The following is a 15,862-nucleotide window of genomic DNA, read 5'->3' on the forward strand; positions in this document are numbered from 1 at the left end:
GAACGAGAAGGTCCTATATAGAGACAAATAACAAGGAGTGATGGCTTGCGTTTAACAAAAGGAATTTCTGGTTTCGATGCAGCGCATTTAATTGAGCAGGACATGCGCATGTTTCAGTCGATGGTATACCATTTAGTGACAAGCGAACAACGAGCGAAAGTAAGGCAATTTATCGATAAAGCGCCTTTTGTCTATATGCAGGCAGTGGTCGAAATTAATGGAGAGACATTGATGATTCTTCATCATCGTTTGATGCCGTACATCGCCTTTGCCAAGCAGGAGGAGAGTAGCTTTACCTTTTTATCCAAGCCGCTGCTGCACAAATATTTTCCCATGCGTAAATGCTTGGAAGCGGAGACTCTTGCCACATCACTAGCAAAGGATCAAGCATTGCATAGCCTATCTGCTACGGAATGGAAATACGTCTCTTATTTTAATAGCTAAACCATTGGCGACGTGATGTTCAATGCCTGGGATTAAGGATAGTACCAAAGACGCAAGATGAAAGATGCTATAAAAAACATTATATTGACCAAGTTATTTCTGGAAATATAGCAAAAATTCCTAAAACCGCTAATCGTCCTTATTAAATGGTAGATTTTTAATGATGGAATAGATTAGGAAAATAAGGGGTTTTTGCAGATGAAGTTCAAAACAATCAGTAGACGCATTGTTTTTTCCTTTAGCATTGTGATCGCAATTGTGATGGGGTACATTGTTTACAATTACTTTGCTATCAAGCAAAGCAATGATGCGACAGAACAAATTGTACAGCAAGAATTACAACTATTAATCATCGATTACGAGCAGGCACAGTCTATTGATTTAAGGATAGCGGCAGCTAGAGGCTATGTGTTGTCTGGGAGAGAAAAGTATAAAGAGATATTTCAGGATAATGTTACAAAGGAAGTAAGCAACGAAGAAAAACGATCAGCATTATCTTCCTCGGGCGAATTCGGAAAATTTGCGGAGATGTCCAAGGAATGGAACCGTTATATTGAGCAGGAGGTATTTTCGGTATATGACGAAGGAAACACCGAACTGGCTACCCAAAACCTCACGAAAATGGATGACACAGCGACGACCATTCGTGAAGGCTACGAAGGCTTAGCGGCGCAACGAAAGCTAGCCATTAATGAGGTAGGGACGGACATCATTGCCGCTGGGGAGCAGAAACAGCGAATTGCCATTATCGTAGGTGTTGGGATTGTTCTTCTAGCAGTGATCATTGAGCTATTAAGTGCTCGTGGTATTTCAAGACCGATTGTGACGTTAACCAAGCGTATGCAGCAAATGACCAATGGTGATTTAAGTGAGCCGCCATTGAAGCTTCAATCGAAGGACGAAGTGGGGCAACTGATGGAAGCGACCAATACGATGTCAGATATTTTAAATCGTCTATTAAAGCACATTCAAACAGTGTCCAACGATGTGGCGGCACATAGTGAGGAGCTTCTTCAGTCGACTTCAGAGGTCAAAACAGGGACAGAGCAAATTGTCCATACCGTAACAGAAATGGCGAGTGGGACAGAACTACAGGCAGATCATGCATCAGATGTCGCTTCCTCCATGAATGTTTTTGCTGGCAAAGTCACTACGGTTCATCACGGCAGTAAAGATGTTCAACAGTATTCGCAGGATGTGAAAGCTTTAACGCAAGAAGGTAGGAACTTAATGACCACTTCCTCAAAACAAATGGAAGCAATCCAGCATACGGTGAAGGATGCTGTGGAACAGGTAAATGGCCTAAGTAAGCAAACACAGGAAATTTCTAAGCTTGTGGCGGTCATTCAAACGATTGCAGCCCAAACGAATTTACTCGCATTGAACGCAGCGATTGAAGCGGCCAGAGCTGGCGAACAGGGGAAAGGCTTTGCTGTGGTGGCAGACGAGGTTCGGACTTTAGCCGAGCAGGTTGCCTTCTCCGTCGATGATATTACAGCGATTGTGAGAAAAATTCAGGATGATTCCCATGCAGTGACCTCCTCGCTAGAGCAAGGCTATGGGGAAGTAGAAAAGGGCACCTCACAAATGGCAGCAACCAATACGACATTCTACCGAATTGCGGATGCTATTGAGGCCATTGCCACAGGCATTTACGGTATGTCAGTGGAGCTAGCAGAGGTTGTTCACAATACTGTCACGATTCATAAAGCAGTCGATGAAATAGCTGCTGTCTCCGAACAGTCAGCAGCAGGCATTCAGGAAACATCAGCTACCATTGAGCAGACCGCAAGCTCCATGGTGGAAATTAAACATAGTGCCGAGCATTTAGCAGAAATGGCTGAACAACTAAACGCCCTGATTCGTCAATTTAAGCTCTAGAAATTACCTGTAGATTTCAAACTTCCATCACATTTCATCTGTATACTAAGGCATTGGAAGGTGGAATCATTTTGAGAAAATATTTACTTTTATTATTGATGAGTACTTTATTCATGGCACCTGTTGCCTACGCCCATACGATGGATAAAAGCACACTATTCACTGATGTCCCTGAAACAGACGCCAATATTCAGGACATTATGGTATTACACAGTATTGGGCTTCTTGGGTACAATGGCAAAGATATGGCCTTAAACCCAACAGACAACCTCTCCCGCAAGGACTTTGCAGGCTGGGTAGGTGGCTTCTTTGGTCTTGAAGGAGCGACAGTGGATGAGCTAGCACAAGCAGCACAAAAAGAAGATTACGTGTCTTCGCTAGAGGGAGATATTACGTACAAGGAAATAAATACAGCACTTTTTCATCATAAACTAGAGTTAGCCAATCCTGACGCAACCATGACGAAACAAGAGTACATTGCATTCTTAACAGAGCACCTTACATTTGATATGGGCGGACATACGCTTATGCAAATGGGCGGCTTTGCAGAAGGACCAACGGGTACGATTGAAGACGTGGTAACAGGTGACCAAACAGGGATCATCATTGACGGTAAAACATACATGCTGTCAGGACACCCTCGCATCTTTGCCGATTCAACAGATGCCAAAAGCTGGGTAGGGCAACAGCTAGAACGCTCTATTTTCACAACAGCAGCAGATCACCACCATGGTCATGACGGTGGGCAAGAAGAAAGTCACGGAGACCATGCAGAAGGTCACGGCGACAGCCACGAACACGAAGCATCCGCCACAGATGAAGCAACTCTACAATATGTGCAAATTAGCACTACACAAGTGGTGAAAGACGATGCCAAAGAAATGCAGTCTTCGAACGCCACACCAAGAGAAGAACAACAAGCAGCCGCATCTGATGACACAACATCCAACTCAAACACAGTATGGATGATCGCCATCCTTGCAGTACTAGCAGCTATTTTTGTTATTGTTTTTGTGAAACGCAAGAAATAATGTAAATTAAAAGAACCAGCAATGACCGAGGGGATTCGGTTGTTGTTGGTTTTTTAAAAAGGAAATGATTGCTATAATGAAGGAAAGTGCGGATGGTAAGCGAACATGATTTTATAGCACGATTCGCACCAGAAATATTGATGAAAATACCAGTTGGATAGAACTATGTTAGTTTGAAATACTTATGTTTTTTGAAAAAAATATTAAAGTTAAGGATGTTATATTAAAGATTTATTCATTTTTGCAGTCACTCTCTATATGGAGAGTGTGGATTGAAATTGCTGATCCTTACGATACTCCTGAATACCGTCAAGGTCACTCTCTATATGGAGAGTGTGGATTGAAATACAAACGTCTCGTGCATTTTTTAGAGTGCATGAGTCACTCTCTATATGGAGAGTGTGGATTGAAATTTTGTTTACAGCCTCTACAGCTTTTTTATGCTCTTGTCACTCTCTATATGGAGAGTGTGGATTGAAATGAGATAATATAATTTGGAAAGAAACCAAATCAATGTCACTCTCTATATGGAGAGTGTGGATTGAAATTATTGAAGCAAAAGCAGATGTGACAGGGAAAAGCCGTCACTCTCTATATGGAGAGTGTGGATTGAAATATCGCCTGTAGCGCCTGTTTTGGTTCGCAACACGGTCACTCTCTATATGGAGAGTGTGGATTGAAATGAAATATGGTGCTGAATAGACAATTGAAAGATTTTGTCACTCTCTATATGGAGAGTGTGGATTGAAATATACCTTTTTCAAGCCCTTGCATTAACGAGTCATGTCACTCTCTATATGGAGAGTGTGGATTGAAATACAAGAAACGCCACAATTTCTGGTCAAGACTCCGTCACTCTCTATATGGAGAGTGTGGATTGAAATACGGACACAGGCTCTAATGTGAGCATTGATCTTCGTCACTCTCTATATGGAGAGTGTGGATTGAAATCAATATGGTTACATCAGTGACCAATTTTGTGAAAAGTCACTCTCTATATGGAGAGTGTGGATTGAAATTAAATAAAATGACTGAAATTAAAGACGGTCTTATGTCACTCTCTATATGGAGAGTGTGGATTGAAATTAGGTATTCTTTGACCAGTTTTTCATAGTCCTGTGTCACTCTCTATATGGAGAGTGTGGATTGAAATAAATGTTGATAGTAGTAAAAGTGGCGGAGAATTAGTCACTCTCTATATGGAGAGTGTGGATTGAAATTCACAAGAAGCATTAGCTGAGAAGTTGGGTATCGGTCACTCTCTATATGGAGAGTGTGGATTGAAATTATAAAAGATATTTCAATGATGATACTGACGAATGGTCACTCTCTATATGGAGAGTGTGGATTGAAATGCAAAACAACATTAAATGATGCGCTGTGATACCGAGCGTCACTCTCTATATGGAGAGTGTGGATTGAAATTATATTTTGTCTTTGGTAAAAACGACCATCTATGTCACTCTCTATATGGAGAGTGTGGATTGAAATAACTTATAGTCTTTATTTGAATAAAGATACAGAGTCACTCTCTATATGGAGAGTGTGGATTGAAATCGTCCTGGGTAATGAAAATAAAATCATAGCCAAGTCACTCTCTATATGGAGAGTGTGGATTGAAATTTTACCATTGTTTAACTTTTTACTAATGATCTGCAGTCACTCTCTATATGGAGAGTGTGGATTGAAATTTCTCAATATTAAAAAAAAAATACAAAATTTGCAAGTCACTCTCTATATGGAGAGTGTGGATTGAAATATGCCTTTTAGCGAATTTTGTCGGAAAGTTTTCCGTCACTCTCTATATGGAGAGTGTGGATTGAAATAAAAACCTTATCAAAGGCATTGAAAATCAAGCTGGTCACTCTCTATATGGAGAGTGTGGATTGAAATTGTATTACTATTAATATAAAAAGAAAATGCTCCGTCACTCTCTATATGGAGAGTGTGGATTGAAATTAAATCTTTCAAGCTTTCTAGTACAGCTTGCTTTGTCACTCTCTATATGGAGAGTGTGGATTGAAATCATAGGAAGCCAACCAAAAAATACTTTGTAAACTTGTCACTCTCTATATGGAGAGTGTGGATTGAAATAACTTATAGTCTTTATTTGAATAAAGATACAGAGTCACTCTCTATATGGAGAGTGTGGATTGAAATCGTCCTGGGTAATGAAAATAAAATCATAGCCAAGTCACTCTCTATATGGAGAGTGTGGATTGAAATTTTACCATTGTTTAACTTTTTACTAATGATCTGCAGTCACTCTCTATATGGAGAGTGTGGATTGAAATAACTAGGATACAAACAGTTCTTTATTAAAATTTGGTCACTCTCTATATGGAGAGTGTGGATTGAAATTTCTCAATATTAAAAAAAAAATACAAAATTTGCAAGTCACTCTCTATATGGAGAGTGTGGATTGAAATAAAAACCTTATCAAAGGCATTGAAAATCAAGCTGGTCACTCTCTATATGGAGAGTGTGGATTGAAATTGTATTACTATTAATATAAAAAGAAAATGCTCCGTCACTCTCTATATGGAGAGTGTGGATTGAAATTAAATCTTTCAAGCTTTCTAGTACAGCTTGCTTTGTCACTCTCTATATGGAGAGTGTGGATTGAAATAATAGAGGAGAAGCAAGCGTAGCTGATGTTGCGTCACTCTCTATATGGAGAGTGTGGATTGAAATCCAGCGAATATTTTCAAGGGCTAATAAATGGTGTCACTCTCTATATGGAGAGTGTGGATTGAAATAAATACAGTGACTCCAATTTCTTTTATAGCCTGGTCACTCTCTATATGGAGAGTGTGGATTGAAATTTAAAAGACTATGAGGATTGTCAAAATGATGACGTCACTCTCTATATGGAGAGTGTGGATTGAAATACACTGCATCAGCAAACAGAATGATGGAGGGATGTCACTCTCTATATGGAGAGTGTGGATTGAAATAGGATCACATGCTGCTGGTTTAAATCGTGTCCCTGTCACTCTCTATATGGAGAGTGTGGATTGAAATGAGTAAAGATTTCTGATACTGTAATCCATGGCACGGAGTCACTCTCTATATGGAGAGTGTGGATTGAAATTATATTTACATAGTCCGTACTTTCTGGCAGATTCGTCACTCTCTATATGGAGAGTGTGGATTGAAATAGGAAGAATACGTAAGCCAGCTGTAAAATCGCAATCGTCACTCTCTACATAGAGAGTGTGGATTGAAATTCCACGTTGACTACCTCTCCTTTTATGGTGTATCGTCACTCTCTGTATGGAGAGTGTGAATTGAAATATGGCGGATAGTCAATTAACGAACTTGTAATGAAGTCACCCTCTGTATAAAGAATATGAACTGAATGTATTATCAAGAGGCGGAAGATTAAGATAATCACCGCCTCTTTTTGAATGGGAGAAAAACGATAAATACTTTTTGTGTAGGTCCTTAGACATCTGGTCGAAGGTTTGGTATAATTGTTTAAATATTACAATTTCGTGTACAGGGAAGAAGGGAATAGATGTCTTCTGAAGATTTTATTGCGCATATTCGAACGAGCGATGGGGCAGAGCAACGGTTAGTGGATCATTTAAAAGAGGTTCAAGCTTTGGCAGAAGAAATTGGGCAGAAAATTGGCCTTCCACATGTCACTGGCCTTGCAGGAATGTTACATGATATGGGGAAATTTAGCCAGGCGTTTCAGGGATATATTCGTGAAGCGGCTGCCAATCCCGCTAATCCACCAAAACGGGGTAGTGTGGATCATTCTACGGCAGGGGGCAAATTTTTACTGAAACATTTTCACCTAGGAGGTACCGTTGCATTTATTTTAACGGAATCTGTGGCTAATGCAATTTTCACACATCATGGGCAATTAATAGATATGGTTGACATAGAGGGGCAATCACCTTTTGTGAAGAGGTGGGAAGTTGAGAAAGATATATCGTTTTTGCAAGTAGAACAACATTTTTTACAATATATGTATGACTTAGATTATATGCATGCGTATGTTCAAAAAGCGGTTTCTGAGTTGCAAATCTTTTTTGAAAACAGATTGAAAAATGTGAAAACTGCGAGCGAAGCGACTAGTATTATGCAAAAATTAACTAGTTATCTTACGATGTATGTATTTAGTGCATTAATTGATGCGGATCGGCGGAATTCGTGTGATTTTGAAAAAAATGAGGAAAACTTACATTATGATTCACAAGTTCTTTGGTCAGCATTCGAACAGCGTCTAAATATTGAACTTGCTGAAAAACAACGCAGCGCTTTACCCAATGCGATTACTCGGCTCCGTGAACAAATGTCAAAAACTTGTTTAGAGAAAGCTACCCTTTCAACAGGTATTTATACACTCTCAATGCCAACAGGTGGTGGAAAAACATTAGCAAGCCTTCGCTTTGCATTAAGGCACGCACAGCTTCACCAAAAAAAACGTATCATCTTTATTGTGCCATTTACAACAATTATCGAACAAAATGCACAAGAGGTACGTGATGTATTACAAGCAGAAGATTTTGTCTTAGAGCATCATAGTAATGTCATTGAAGAATCCGAACCTCGTGAAGATTTGTCTTTTGAAGAATATCAAACTGCAAGAAAATTAAATGCTGCTAAAGATGATTGGGATATTCCTATTGTTTTTACAACAATGGTGCAGTTTTTAGAAACCTTTTATAGTGGAAGGTCACGCAGCATTAGAAGATTACATAACTTAGCGAACAGTATATTAATATTTGATGAGATACAAGCTGTGCCAATTCATTGTGTATCTTTATTTAATGAGGCCTTAAATTTTTTGAAAAACACCTGTCAAACTACATCTATACTTTGTACAGCCACCCAGCCATCGCTCCAATATGTACGCCATAACATAAAGCTAGATGGTGAGTTAATGGAGAATCTACCATCAATTGTAGAAGCCTTTCAACGTACAACCATTAAGCCCTTGTTGAAAGATAAAGGCTGGAGTACAGAAGAGTTGTATGGCTTTATTGAGGAAAGGCTCAAAACAAGTAATAATATATTAGTGATTTTAAATACAAAAAGGGCAGTGAAAGATTTATTTGAGCAGTTCCATAATGGTGATATTGAGGTCGTACATTTGAGCACAGGTATGTGTCCTGCACATCGAAAGCAAAAATTAAAGGATATGCGAGAAAAACTACGAAAAAAGGAAAAATTCTTATGTATAAGTACACAATTGATTGAAGCAGGGGTTGATATTAGTTTTGATTGTGTGATTCGCTCATTGTCTGGGTTGGATTCCATTGCGCAGGCTGCAGGACGTTGTAATCGTCATGGAGAAGTGCCGTTACGAGATGTCTATGTGATTAATCATGCAGAAGAATCATTAAACAAGCTACCGACTATTAAAAAGGGTGGCGAATGTGCCAGCTACATCATGAAGGATTTACAACATAATCCAACATTATTTGGTGGAAATCTATTGTCGACTGCGTCCATGACACATTATTTTAAAAACTTCTATCAATTGTTTGAATCTAAGTTAAATTATCCAATCCCAGCATTGCAAACCACCATTTACGAGCTTTTATTTCGTGTAGATACGGACTGGAATAAAGATTATCTGAAGGGACAAGGTAGACAAAATCCATTAGCAATACTGGCGAGCTTTAGAACCGCTTTTTCACATTTCGAGGTGATTGACGCAAAGACACAAGGGATACTTGTACCGTATGGAGAGGGGGAAGAACTTATAACCCAGCTTACAAGTCGTGAACCCATTACAGATTATCCACTATTTTTAAAGAAAGCCCAGCAGTACAGTGTGAATGTTTTTAAGCATGAGTTTGAAGCTCTAAAACAAAATAATCAGTTGATTGTTGTTCATTTTGGTTCATTGACGATTTATGCGGCAAAAGATGCGGCTTATGATGAACAGTATGGCATTAGTACGCAGGGAGAAGCACATCTAACGGATTTTATTGTGTAGAAAGTGAAAAGCAGCTCATTGCTTTTCAGGTAGTGAGCTGCATTCAAACATAAATCATATAATATATTTTTCAATCCACACTCCACGCTGAAGTGACATTATAATAATAGCATATTGGTTTTAAATTAATTTTGTTCATATATTATATTTATTTAAAGTTATATAATGTAACTCACAAATAATTTTATTGACAATAATTGGTGAAATAGAGATAATGTAGTTAGATAATTCTGAATTATCTAAAATTTTGGGTAAGAGATCTACTATTCCTTCTTCCTCCCTATAGTAGACCTCACTTAAAATCTTTAAGATAATTCTTCTAATATTTTTTAATGATTTTAAGGAGGTGATAACATGACAAAAATACGTAATCAAATAGAGTTTGAGGTTTATGGAGCTTATGCATTGTTTACAGATCCACTCATGAAGCTTGGTGGTGAGAAAATGACGACACAAATTCCTAGCTATCAATCGCTAAAGGGAATCGTTGAATCTGTTTACTGGAAGCCGTCCATTATTTGGTATATCGATGAAATCCGTGTCATGAATGCGATACGTATGGAATCAAAGGGTGTACGTCCTATTGATATGGCTGGAGGTAATACACTGGCGAATTACAGCTATTTGCGTGATGTACGTTATCAAGTAAGGGCACATTTTGAGTTCAATACTAATCGTTCAGATTTACAACAGGATTTCAATGAATATAAACATCATAACATTGCCAAACGCTGTGTCGATAAGGGTGGTCGCCGTGATGTCTTTTTAGGAACAAGGGAATGTCAGGCATATGTCGAACCATGTGAATACGGAACTGGAGAAGGGTATTATGATGACTATGATGAAGTACATTTCGGTATGATGGTGCATGGTTTAAATTATCCTGATGAAACAGGACGTAATTTGCTAGAAACAAGACTTTGGCAACCTCGAATGATAAAGGGCTATATTACGTTCATTCGCCCAGAAGAGTGTTCGCTTGTTCGTCCAATCAAAGAAATGCAAGCAAAACCATTTAAATTAGGTGAAACAATGACAGCGGTGGGGGAAGAATACGCGGAACTGGAGGTGAATGAATGAGTTATTTACGTGCTTTGTATAAAACATATGAGGAACATGAAGCACAGGCGGGAGAGGTTTTTATAAAAGAAACGAAAGACAAGAAAGAAATCGAATATACATTACTGCCCATTTCTCACACAACGCAAACGGCACATATTGAAATGGTGATTACCTTAGATGGGACATTATACGATGCTCAGGTCATTGAAAAAATTAATACAATCTTACCGTTTACGGAGAGTTCTGGTAGTCGTTCGGGGAAAAACTATGTATCGCATATGTTGCAAGATAAGTTGATGTATGTTGCAGGTGATTATGTCACGTACACTCAAGAAGAGGATAAGCGTGATGCCCATTTATTCTATTTAGAGCAGCTTGGTGAATGGTGTACATCCCCTTATAGTCATCCGCATGTACAAGCCATTTATGAATATGTAAAAAAAGGGACAATTATTCAAGATCTTGTGGAACGCTCGATACTACATATCACAGAATCTGGGTTATTGCGTTCAAAATGGGATACAAAGCAAGATGGAGATAAACCGCCGATATTTCAAATGTTAGCAGGTGCTCAAGAAAGTGCTTTTGTTCGTTTTACAGTACATGTGCCTGGGAAATTCACAGAAGCTGTTTGGCGAAATAAGGAAGTTCATGATGCATATAGCCGTTTTTATCAAACGAAACTACAAGATAACGACCTATGCTATGTGACAGGTGAATACAAGCCTTTTACTGTTCGCCATCCTAACAAATTGAGAAATTCAGGGGATAAAGCAAAGTTAATTTCAGCAAATGATAGCACAGGTTTTACTTATCGTGGACGATTTAAGAATAGCTTTGAAGCGGCTAATATTAGCTATGAAGTCTCGCAGAAAGCACATAATGCCTTGAAATGGTTGATTGAACGACAAGGTAAGCAAGTAGACGGTCGTATCTTCCTTGTTTGGGGATCAAAAAATCCAGATATGCCAGAGGTCTCGAATGATTTATCGAGTGACGTTTTTCAAGGTCTAAATTTTTTGTTAGAGCAACGTGATACAATGCTTATCCAAAGTGAAGATTCTAAAAAAATACTGGCAGACCAGCATAGTCAAATCATTAGTGGTATAAAAAAGAACATGAATATCCAAGAATATGAGGATGAAAAAGTCTATATTTTAACGCTAGATGCAGCAACGCCTGGACGTTTAGCAGTCCTTTATTATCGAGATTTAGATATCAAAGACTATTTTACTAGGCTATTAAAATGGCATGAGGATTGTAGTTGGCAACATACAAGGAAAAAGAATGAAGAGTGGGTACGATACTTTGGAGCACCTTCTTTTTATACGATTGCACATGCTGCATATGGACCAAGACCAAGTGATAAGGTCGTCAAAGGAGTTATGGAGCGGATGTTGCCATGTGTGTTGGATGGGCGGAAAATTCCGATGGATATTGTACGGAGTGCCATAGTTAGAGCTTCAAATCCACAGTTTTATGATCAATCATGGGAGTGGGAGCAAGCACTTGGTGTCGCCTGTTCCGTTGTGAAAAAACATTACTATGACAAAGATAAGGAGGTTTACACAGTGGTACTTAATACGACAAATTCGGATCGTGATTATTTATTTGGTCGCTTACTTGCAGTTGCAGATGTGTTAGAGCGTAATGCATTAGGTAAAGAAGAAAATCGACCAACAAATGCTTTACGTTACATGAATGCATTCTCTCGACACCCCGCAAGAACATGGGCTACAATTCAGCGCAACCTACAGCCCTACCAAATGAAACTAAGAGAAAAAGGCATTTATTATACAAAGCTTATTGATGAAATTGGCGCTCAAATGGAGATTCAAGACTTCACTGATACACCACTTACTGGTAAATATTTACTTGGTTACTATAGTCAACGACAGGCATTGTATTCGAAAAAAGAGAAGAATGAGGAGGAATAATCTATGACAACATTAGATCATAAAATTGATTTTGCAGTAGTGTTTTCAGTACAAAATGCTAACCCTAACGGAGATCCACTAAATGGGAATCGACCACGTCAAAATTATGATGGCTACGGTGAAGTATCAGATGTATGTATAAAGAGAAAATTGCGCAATCGGCTTCAAGATTTAGGAGAGTCTATATTTGTCCAATCCGATGATCGTAATAACGATGGTTTTAAAAGTTTAAATGATCGTGCAGATGCCATTCCAGAGTTGAAAAAAATTAAGGCAGACAAAAAAGGAAATGCTGATGTGTATGCTACGATTGCAAGTCAAACATGGTTTGACGTAAGGGCATTTGGACAAGTTTTCGCTTTTAAAGGTGATTCTCTCTCTGTTGGTGTGCGTGGACCTGTCTCCATCCATCCAGCAATAAGTCTTGCACCAATTGATATTACCAGTATTCAGATTACGAAAAGTGTTAACTCGGTGACTGGTGATAAAAAAGGCTCTGATACTATGGGAATGAAGCACCGTGTAGACTTTGGCATTTATAAATTTTTTGGTAGCATTAATCCACAATTAGCAGAAAAAACAGGCTTTTCGAATACAGATGCTGAAAAATTAAAAGAAGTTCTGATTACATTATTTGAAAATGATGCCTCTTCCGCTCGACCAGAGGGGTCATTGGAAGTACATAAGGTGATTTGGTGGGAGCATAATTCTAAGCTTGGCCAATACTCATCTGCCAAAGTTCATCGCTCATTACATGTAGAAGGGCATTCATTAAATGATTTAACAATTTCTGTAGAAACTTTAGAAGGGTTAGAAGTGAATGAGCTGGATGGCAAATGATGATGTTGACTATTTGATGCTGTCAGGTATTCAACATTTTCAATTTTGTCCAAGACAATGGGCGCTGATTCACATTGAACAGCAGTGGGCTGAAAATGTTTTGACAATTGAGGGTCAACATGTACATGAAAAAGCAGATCAACCCTTTTTGCGTGAGAAACGTGGAAATAAATTAATTGTGCGAGCGATGCCTATTCGCTCGCATTCTTTAAAAACAAATGGCATATGTGATGTGGTGGAATTTCTTGAACATCCAAATGGGGTACCTATCCAGGGTGAGGATGGCTGTTACTTGCCAATACCTATTGAATATAAGCGTGGCAAACAAAAGAAAGGACAGGAAGATATTGTCCAACTGGTGGCACAAGTTATTTGTCTAGAGGAAATGTTAATTTGTGAGATACCCTTTGCCTATTTATTTTACGATGAAATAAAGCGTCGTGTAAAAGTAGAAATTACGAATGAGATGAAGGAAGATGTAAGGTCGATGTTTAAAGACATGCATCGCTATTTTGAGAGAAAACATACACCAAAAGTTAAAACAGGTAAACATTGTTTAAGTTGCTCGCTACAGGATTTATGTCTACCAGAGTTAATGAAGTCAACGACAGTTCGTCGTTATATGGAGAGGTATTTATAATGCGGAAATTATTAAATACGCTATTTATTACAACCCCTGATATTTATCTATCTTTAAAAGGAGAAAATGTGGTCATTACCCAGGAAGAACAGCAAATAGGGAGATTTCCTTTACACAATTTTGAAGCCATCTGTACATTTGGATATGCAGGAGCAAGTCCGAAATTAATGCATGCGTGTGCAGAACGGAATATTAATTTAACTTTTTTATCGCGGTCTGGAAAATTTTTAGCTCGAATTGTTGGAGAAAGCAAAGGGAATGTAATCCTACGTAAAACACAATATCGTTTGTCAGAAAGTGAACTGGAAAGTGCTAAAATTGCTCGTAATTTTATTTTTGCTAAAATATCTAATCAAAAATGGATATTAGAGCGTATGGCGCGTGATTATCCACTACGTTTAGATGTTCCTGTTTTTAAACAGGTTTCTACTGATTTAACTGCCACGATGAAGGTAGTATTGCAGACAGAGGATTTAGAGAGATTACGTGGACTGGAAGGACAAGCTGCGACAGCTTACTTTAAGCTTTTTGATCAAATGATATTACAACAAAAAGAGACGTTTGTCTTTAAAAATCGTAACCGACGCCCTCCAACTGACCATGTTAATGCTTTGTTATCACTAGCCTATACATTACTTGCTTCAGATGTAGCTGCAGCTTTAGAAGCGGTAGGATTAGATGCATATGTAGGGTATTTACATCGTGATCGTCCAGGGCGTGCTTCACTTGCCCTTGATGCGATGGAGGAATTACGCGGTGTTATGGCAGATCGCTTTGTGCTAAAACTTATCAATAAGAAAATTATGCAGCCGATTGATTTTGTGCAAAAAGAAAATGGTGCTGTCTTGTTAACCGATGAAGGTCGCAAAAAATTCATTAAAGCTTGGCAAGAACGAAAGCAAGAAAGTTTAACACACCCCTACTTAAATGAAAAAATAAATTGGGGCCTTGTACCACATGCTCAAGCAATCCTACTTGCTCGACATCTACGAGGTGATTTAGAAGAATACCCACCATTTTTATGGAAGTGAGGTTTTGATATGCTAGTATTAGTCACATATGATGTAGTCACGAAAACGGCTGCTGGTCAAAAGCGACTACGAAAAGTAGCGAAAATCTGTGAAAATTATGGGATACGTGTCCAAAATTCTGTTTTTGAATGTGTAATCGACGCTACGCAATTTAAACAACTTCAACTTGCTCTTCACGATAGTATTGATGAAAAAGAGGATAGTTTGAGGTTTTACCAGCTAGGCAACAACTATAAATCCAAAGTCATCCACGTTGGTGCTAAAGAAACATTCAATGTAGAAGATACGATAATTTTATAAACAACATTCGGTGCGGATGCAAAGCAAACATAAAATCCCTAAGAGATCCGCACCGAATTTTGCTAAGATTTCAATGGGAAAATTTAAGGAATTGGGTAAAAAGTAAAGATAAAAATAAATGAATTGGTAAAATTATATTGAAATTGATCTCTATTAGTATAATTTTGCAGTCACTCTCTACATGGAGAGTGTGGATTGAAATCGGTTCCAGAGGGCTATGTGATGGTAAAAAAAGTGGTCACTCTCTACATGGAGAGTGTGGATTGAAATTTTTAACTCATGATGAAGAATTACCATTTGTACGTCACTCTCTACATGGAGAGTGTGGATTGAAATTCCACCGCTTCCTTAGACTTATCACTCATTAGCTGGTCACTCTCTACATGGAGAGTGTGGATTGAAATTATTGAAGCAAAAGCAGATGTGACAGGGAAAAGCGTCACTCTCTACATGGAGAGTGTGGATTGAAATCTCACTACTTGCTAATGAAACATGTGCATTGCTGTCACTCTCTACATGGAGAGTGTGGATTGAAATAATTTGATGAAAGGTATGTGGGATGACGTTGCTGTCACTCTCTACATGGAGAGTGTGGATTGAAATAACAAAACTTATTGGTTCGGGAGCGGAAGAACGAGTCACTCTCTACATGGAGAGTGTGGATTGAAATACGGATAAAGATCTTACGCTGACATTAACTTATGTCACTCTCTACATGGAGAGTGTGGATTGAAATA

The 15,862-nt window shown here is 38.5% G+C and carries 10 protein-coding genes and 2 CRISPR repeat arrays (1 of these 12 running past the window's edge); all 10 genes read left to right on the forward strand.

The features are described from left to right. The first annotated feature begins 45 nt into the window (after positions 1-45). The 10 genes from MHB65_RS10445 to cas2 all read left to right on the forward strand — a co-directional run bounded on the left by MHB65_RS10445 (position 46) and on the right by cas2 (position 15,125). Positions 46-444, forward strand: a complete 399-nt coding sequence (locus tag MHB65_RS10445) for a hypothetical protein (protein WP_342443398.1) — start codon at positions 46-48, stop codon at positions 442-444. Positions 445-642: 198 nt separating this feature from the next. Then, positions 643-2,325 carry a methyl-accepting chemotaxis protein gene (locus MHB65_RS10450; RefSeq protein ID WP_342443399.1) on the forward strand — a complete coding sequence of 561 codons (1,683 nt, stop codon included), beginning with the start codon at positions 643-645 and terminating at the stop codon, positions 2,323-2,325. 71 nt (positions 2,326-2,396) lie between these two features. Further along, the gene (locus MHB65_RS10455) at positions 2,397-3,356 is read left to right on the forward strand and encodes a hypothetical protein (RefSeq protein ID WP_342443400.1); all 960 of its coding nucleotides are present in this window, start codon (positions 2,397-2,399) and stop codon (positions 3,354-3,356) included. 246 nt (positions 3,357-3,602) lie between these two features. Beyond that, positions 3,603-6,720: direct repeats of the CRISPR family, unit length 33 nt; unit sequence GTCACTCTCTATATGGAGAGTGTGGATTGAAAT. A gap of 156 nt (positions 6,721-6,876) precedes the next feature. Next, entirely contained in the window at positions 6,877-9,315 is a 2,439-nt protein-coding gene (cas3, locus tag MHB65_RS10460) for a CRISPR-associated helicase Cas3' (RefSeq protein WP_342443401.1), read from the forward strand. A gap of 354 nt (positions 9,316-9,669) precedes the next feature. Further along, positions 9,670-10,395, forward strand: a complete 726-nt coding sequence (gene cas5c / locus MHB65_RS10465) for a type I-C CRISPR-associated protein Cas5c (protein WP_342443402.1) — start codon at positions 9,670-9,672, stop codon at positions 10,393-10,395. Beyond that, a complete protein-coding gene (gene cas8c, locus MHB65_RS10470) occupies positions 10,392-12,314 on the forward strand; it encodes a type I-C CRISPR-associated protein Cas8c/Csd1 (RefSeq protein ID WP_342443403.1) in 1,923 nt (640 codons plus the stop codon). The genes cas5c and cas8c overlap by 4 nt, the downstream gene beginning before the upstream one ends. Before the next feature lie 3 nt (positions 12,315-12,317). Continuing rightward, positions 12,318-13,154, forward strand: a complete 837-nt coding sequence (gene cas7c / locus MHB65_RS10475) for a type I-C CRISPR-associated protein Cas7/Csd2 (RefSeq protein WP_342443404.1) — start codon at positions 12,318-12,320, stop codon at positions 13,152-13,154. Beyond that, on the forward strand, positions 13,144-13,794 hold the full coding sequence (gene cas4, locus MHB65_RS10480; RefSeq protein ID WP_342443723.1) for a CRISPR-associated protein Cas4: 651 nt from the start codon (positions 13,144-13,146) through the stop codon (positions 13,792-13,794). Before cas7c ends, cas4 begins: the two co-directional genes overlap by 11 nt. Continuing rightward, the gene (gene cas1c / locus MHB65_RS10485; RefSeq protein ID WP_342443405.1) at positions 13,794-14,825 is read left to right on the forward strand and encodes a type I-C CRISPR-associated endonuclease Cas1c; all 1,032 of its coding nucleotides are present in this window, start codon (positions 13,794-13,796) and stop codon (positions 14,823-14,825) included. The genes cas4 and cas1c overlap by 1 nt, the downstream gene beginning before the upstream one ends. A gap of 9 nt (positions 14,826-14,834) precedes the next feature. Next, entirely contained in the window at positions 14,835-15,125 is a 291-nt protein-coding gene (gene cas2, locus MHB65_RS10490; RefSeq protein ID WP_342443406.1) for a CRISPR-associated endonuclease Cas2, read from the forward strand. 169 nt (positions 15,126-15,294) lie between these two features. Beyond that, positions 15,295-15,862: a CRISPR direct-repeat array (repeat unit 33 nt; unit sequence GTCACTCTCTACATGGAGAGTGTGGATTGAAAT) (it continues 1,752 nt past the right edge of the window).

Origin of the sequence: Lysinibacillus sp. FSL K6-0075 (assembly GCF_038592945.1) — a bacterium.
Taxonomy (GTDB): Bacteria; Bacillota; Bacilli; order Bacillales_A; family Planococcaceae; genus Lysinibacillus; species Lysinibacillus fusiformis_F.

What these genes read in the sequence shown, in the direction of transcription:
- MHB65_RS10450 (WP_342443399.1), top strand. Translation starts at nt 643, where the DNA reads ATGAAGTTCAAAACAATCAGTAGACGCATTGTTTTTTCCTTTAGCATT.
- cas3 (WP_342443401.1), top strand. Translation starts at nt 6,877, where the DNA reads ATGTCTTCTGAAGATTTTATTGCGCATATTCGAACGAGCGATGGGGCA.
- cas5c (WP_342443402.1), top strand. Translation starts at nt 9,670, where the DNA reads ATGACAAAAATACGTAATCAAATAGAGTTTGAGGTTTATGGAGCTTAT.
- cas8c (WP_342443403.1), top strand. Translation starts at nt 10,392, where the DNA reads ATGAGTTATTTACGTGCTTTGTATAAAACATATGAGGAACATGAAGCA.
- cas7c (WP_342443404.1), top strand. Translation starts at nt 12,318, where the DNA reads ATGACAACATTAGATCATAAAATTGATTTTGCAGTAGTGTTTTCAGTA.
- cas4 (WP_342443723.1), top strand. Translation starts at nt 13,144, where the DNA reads ATGGCAAATGATGATGTTGACTATTTGATGCTGTCAGGTATTCAACAT.
- cas1c (WP_342443405.1), top strand. Translation starts at nt 13,794, where the DNA reads ATGCGGAAATTATTAAATACGCTATTTATTACAACCCCTGATATTTAT.
- cas2 (WP_342443406.1), top strand. Translation starts at nt 14,835, where the DNA reads ATGCTAGTATTAGTCACATATGATGTAGTCACGAAAACGGCTGCTGGT.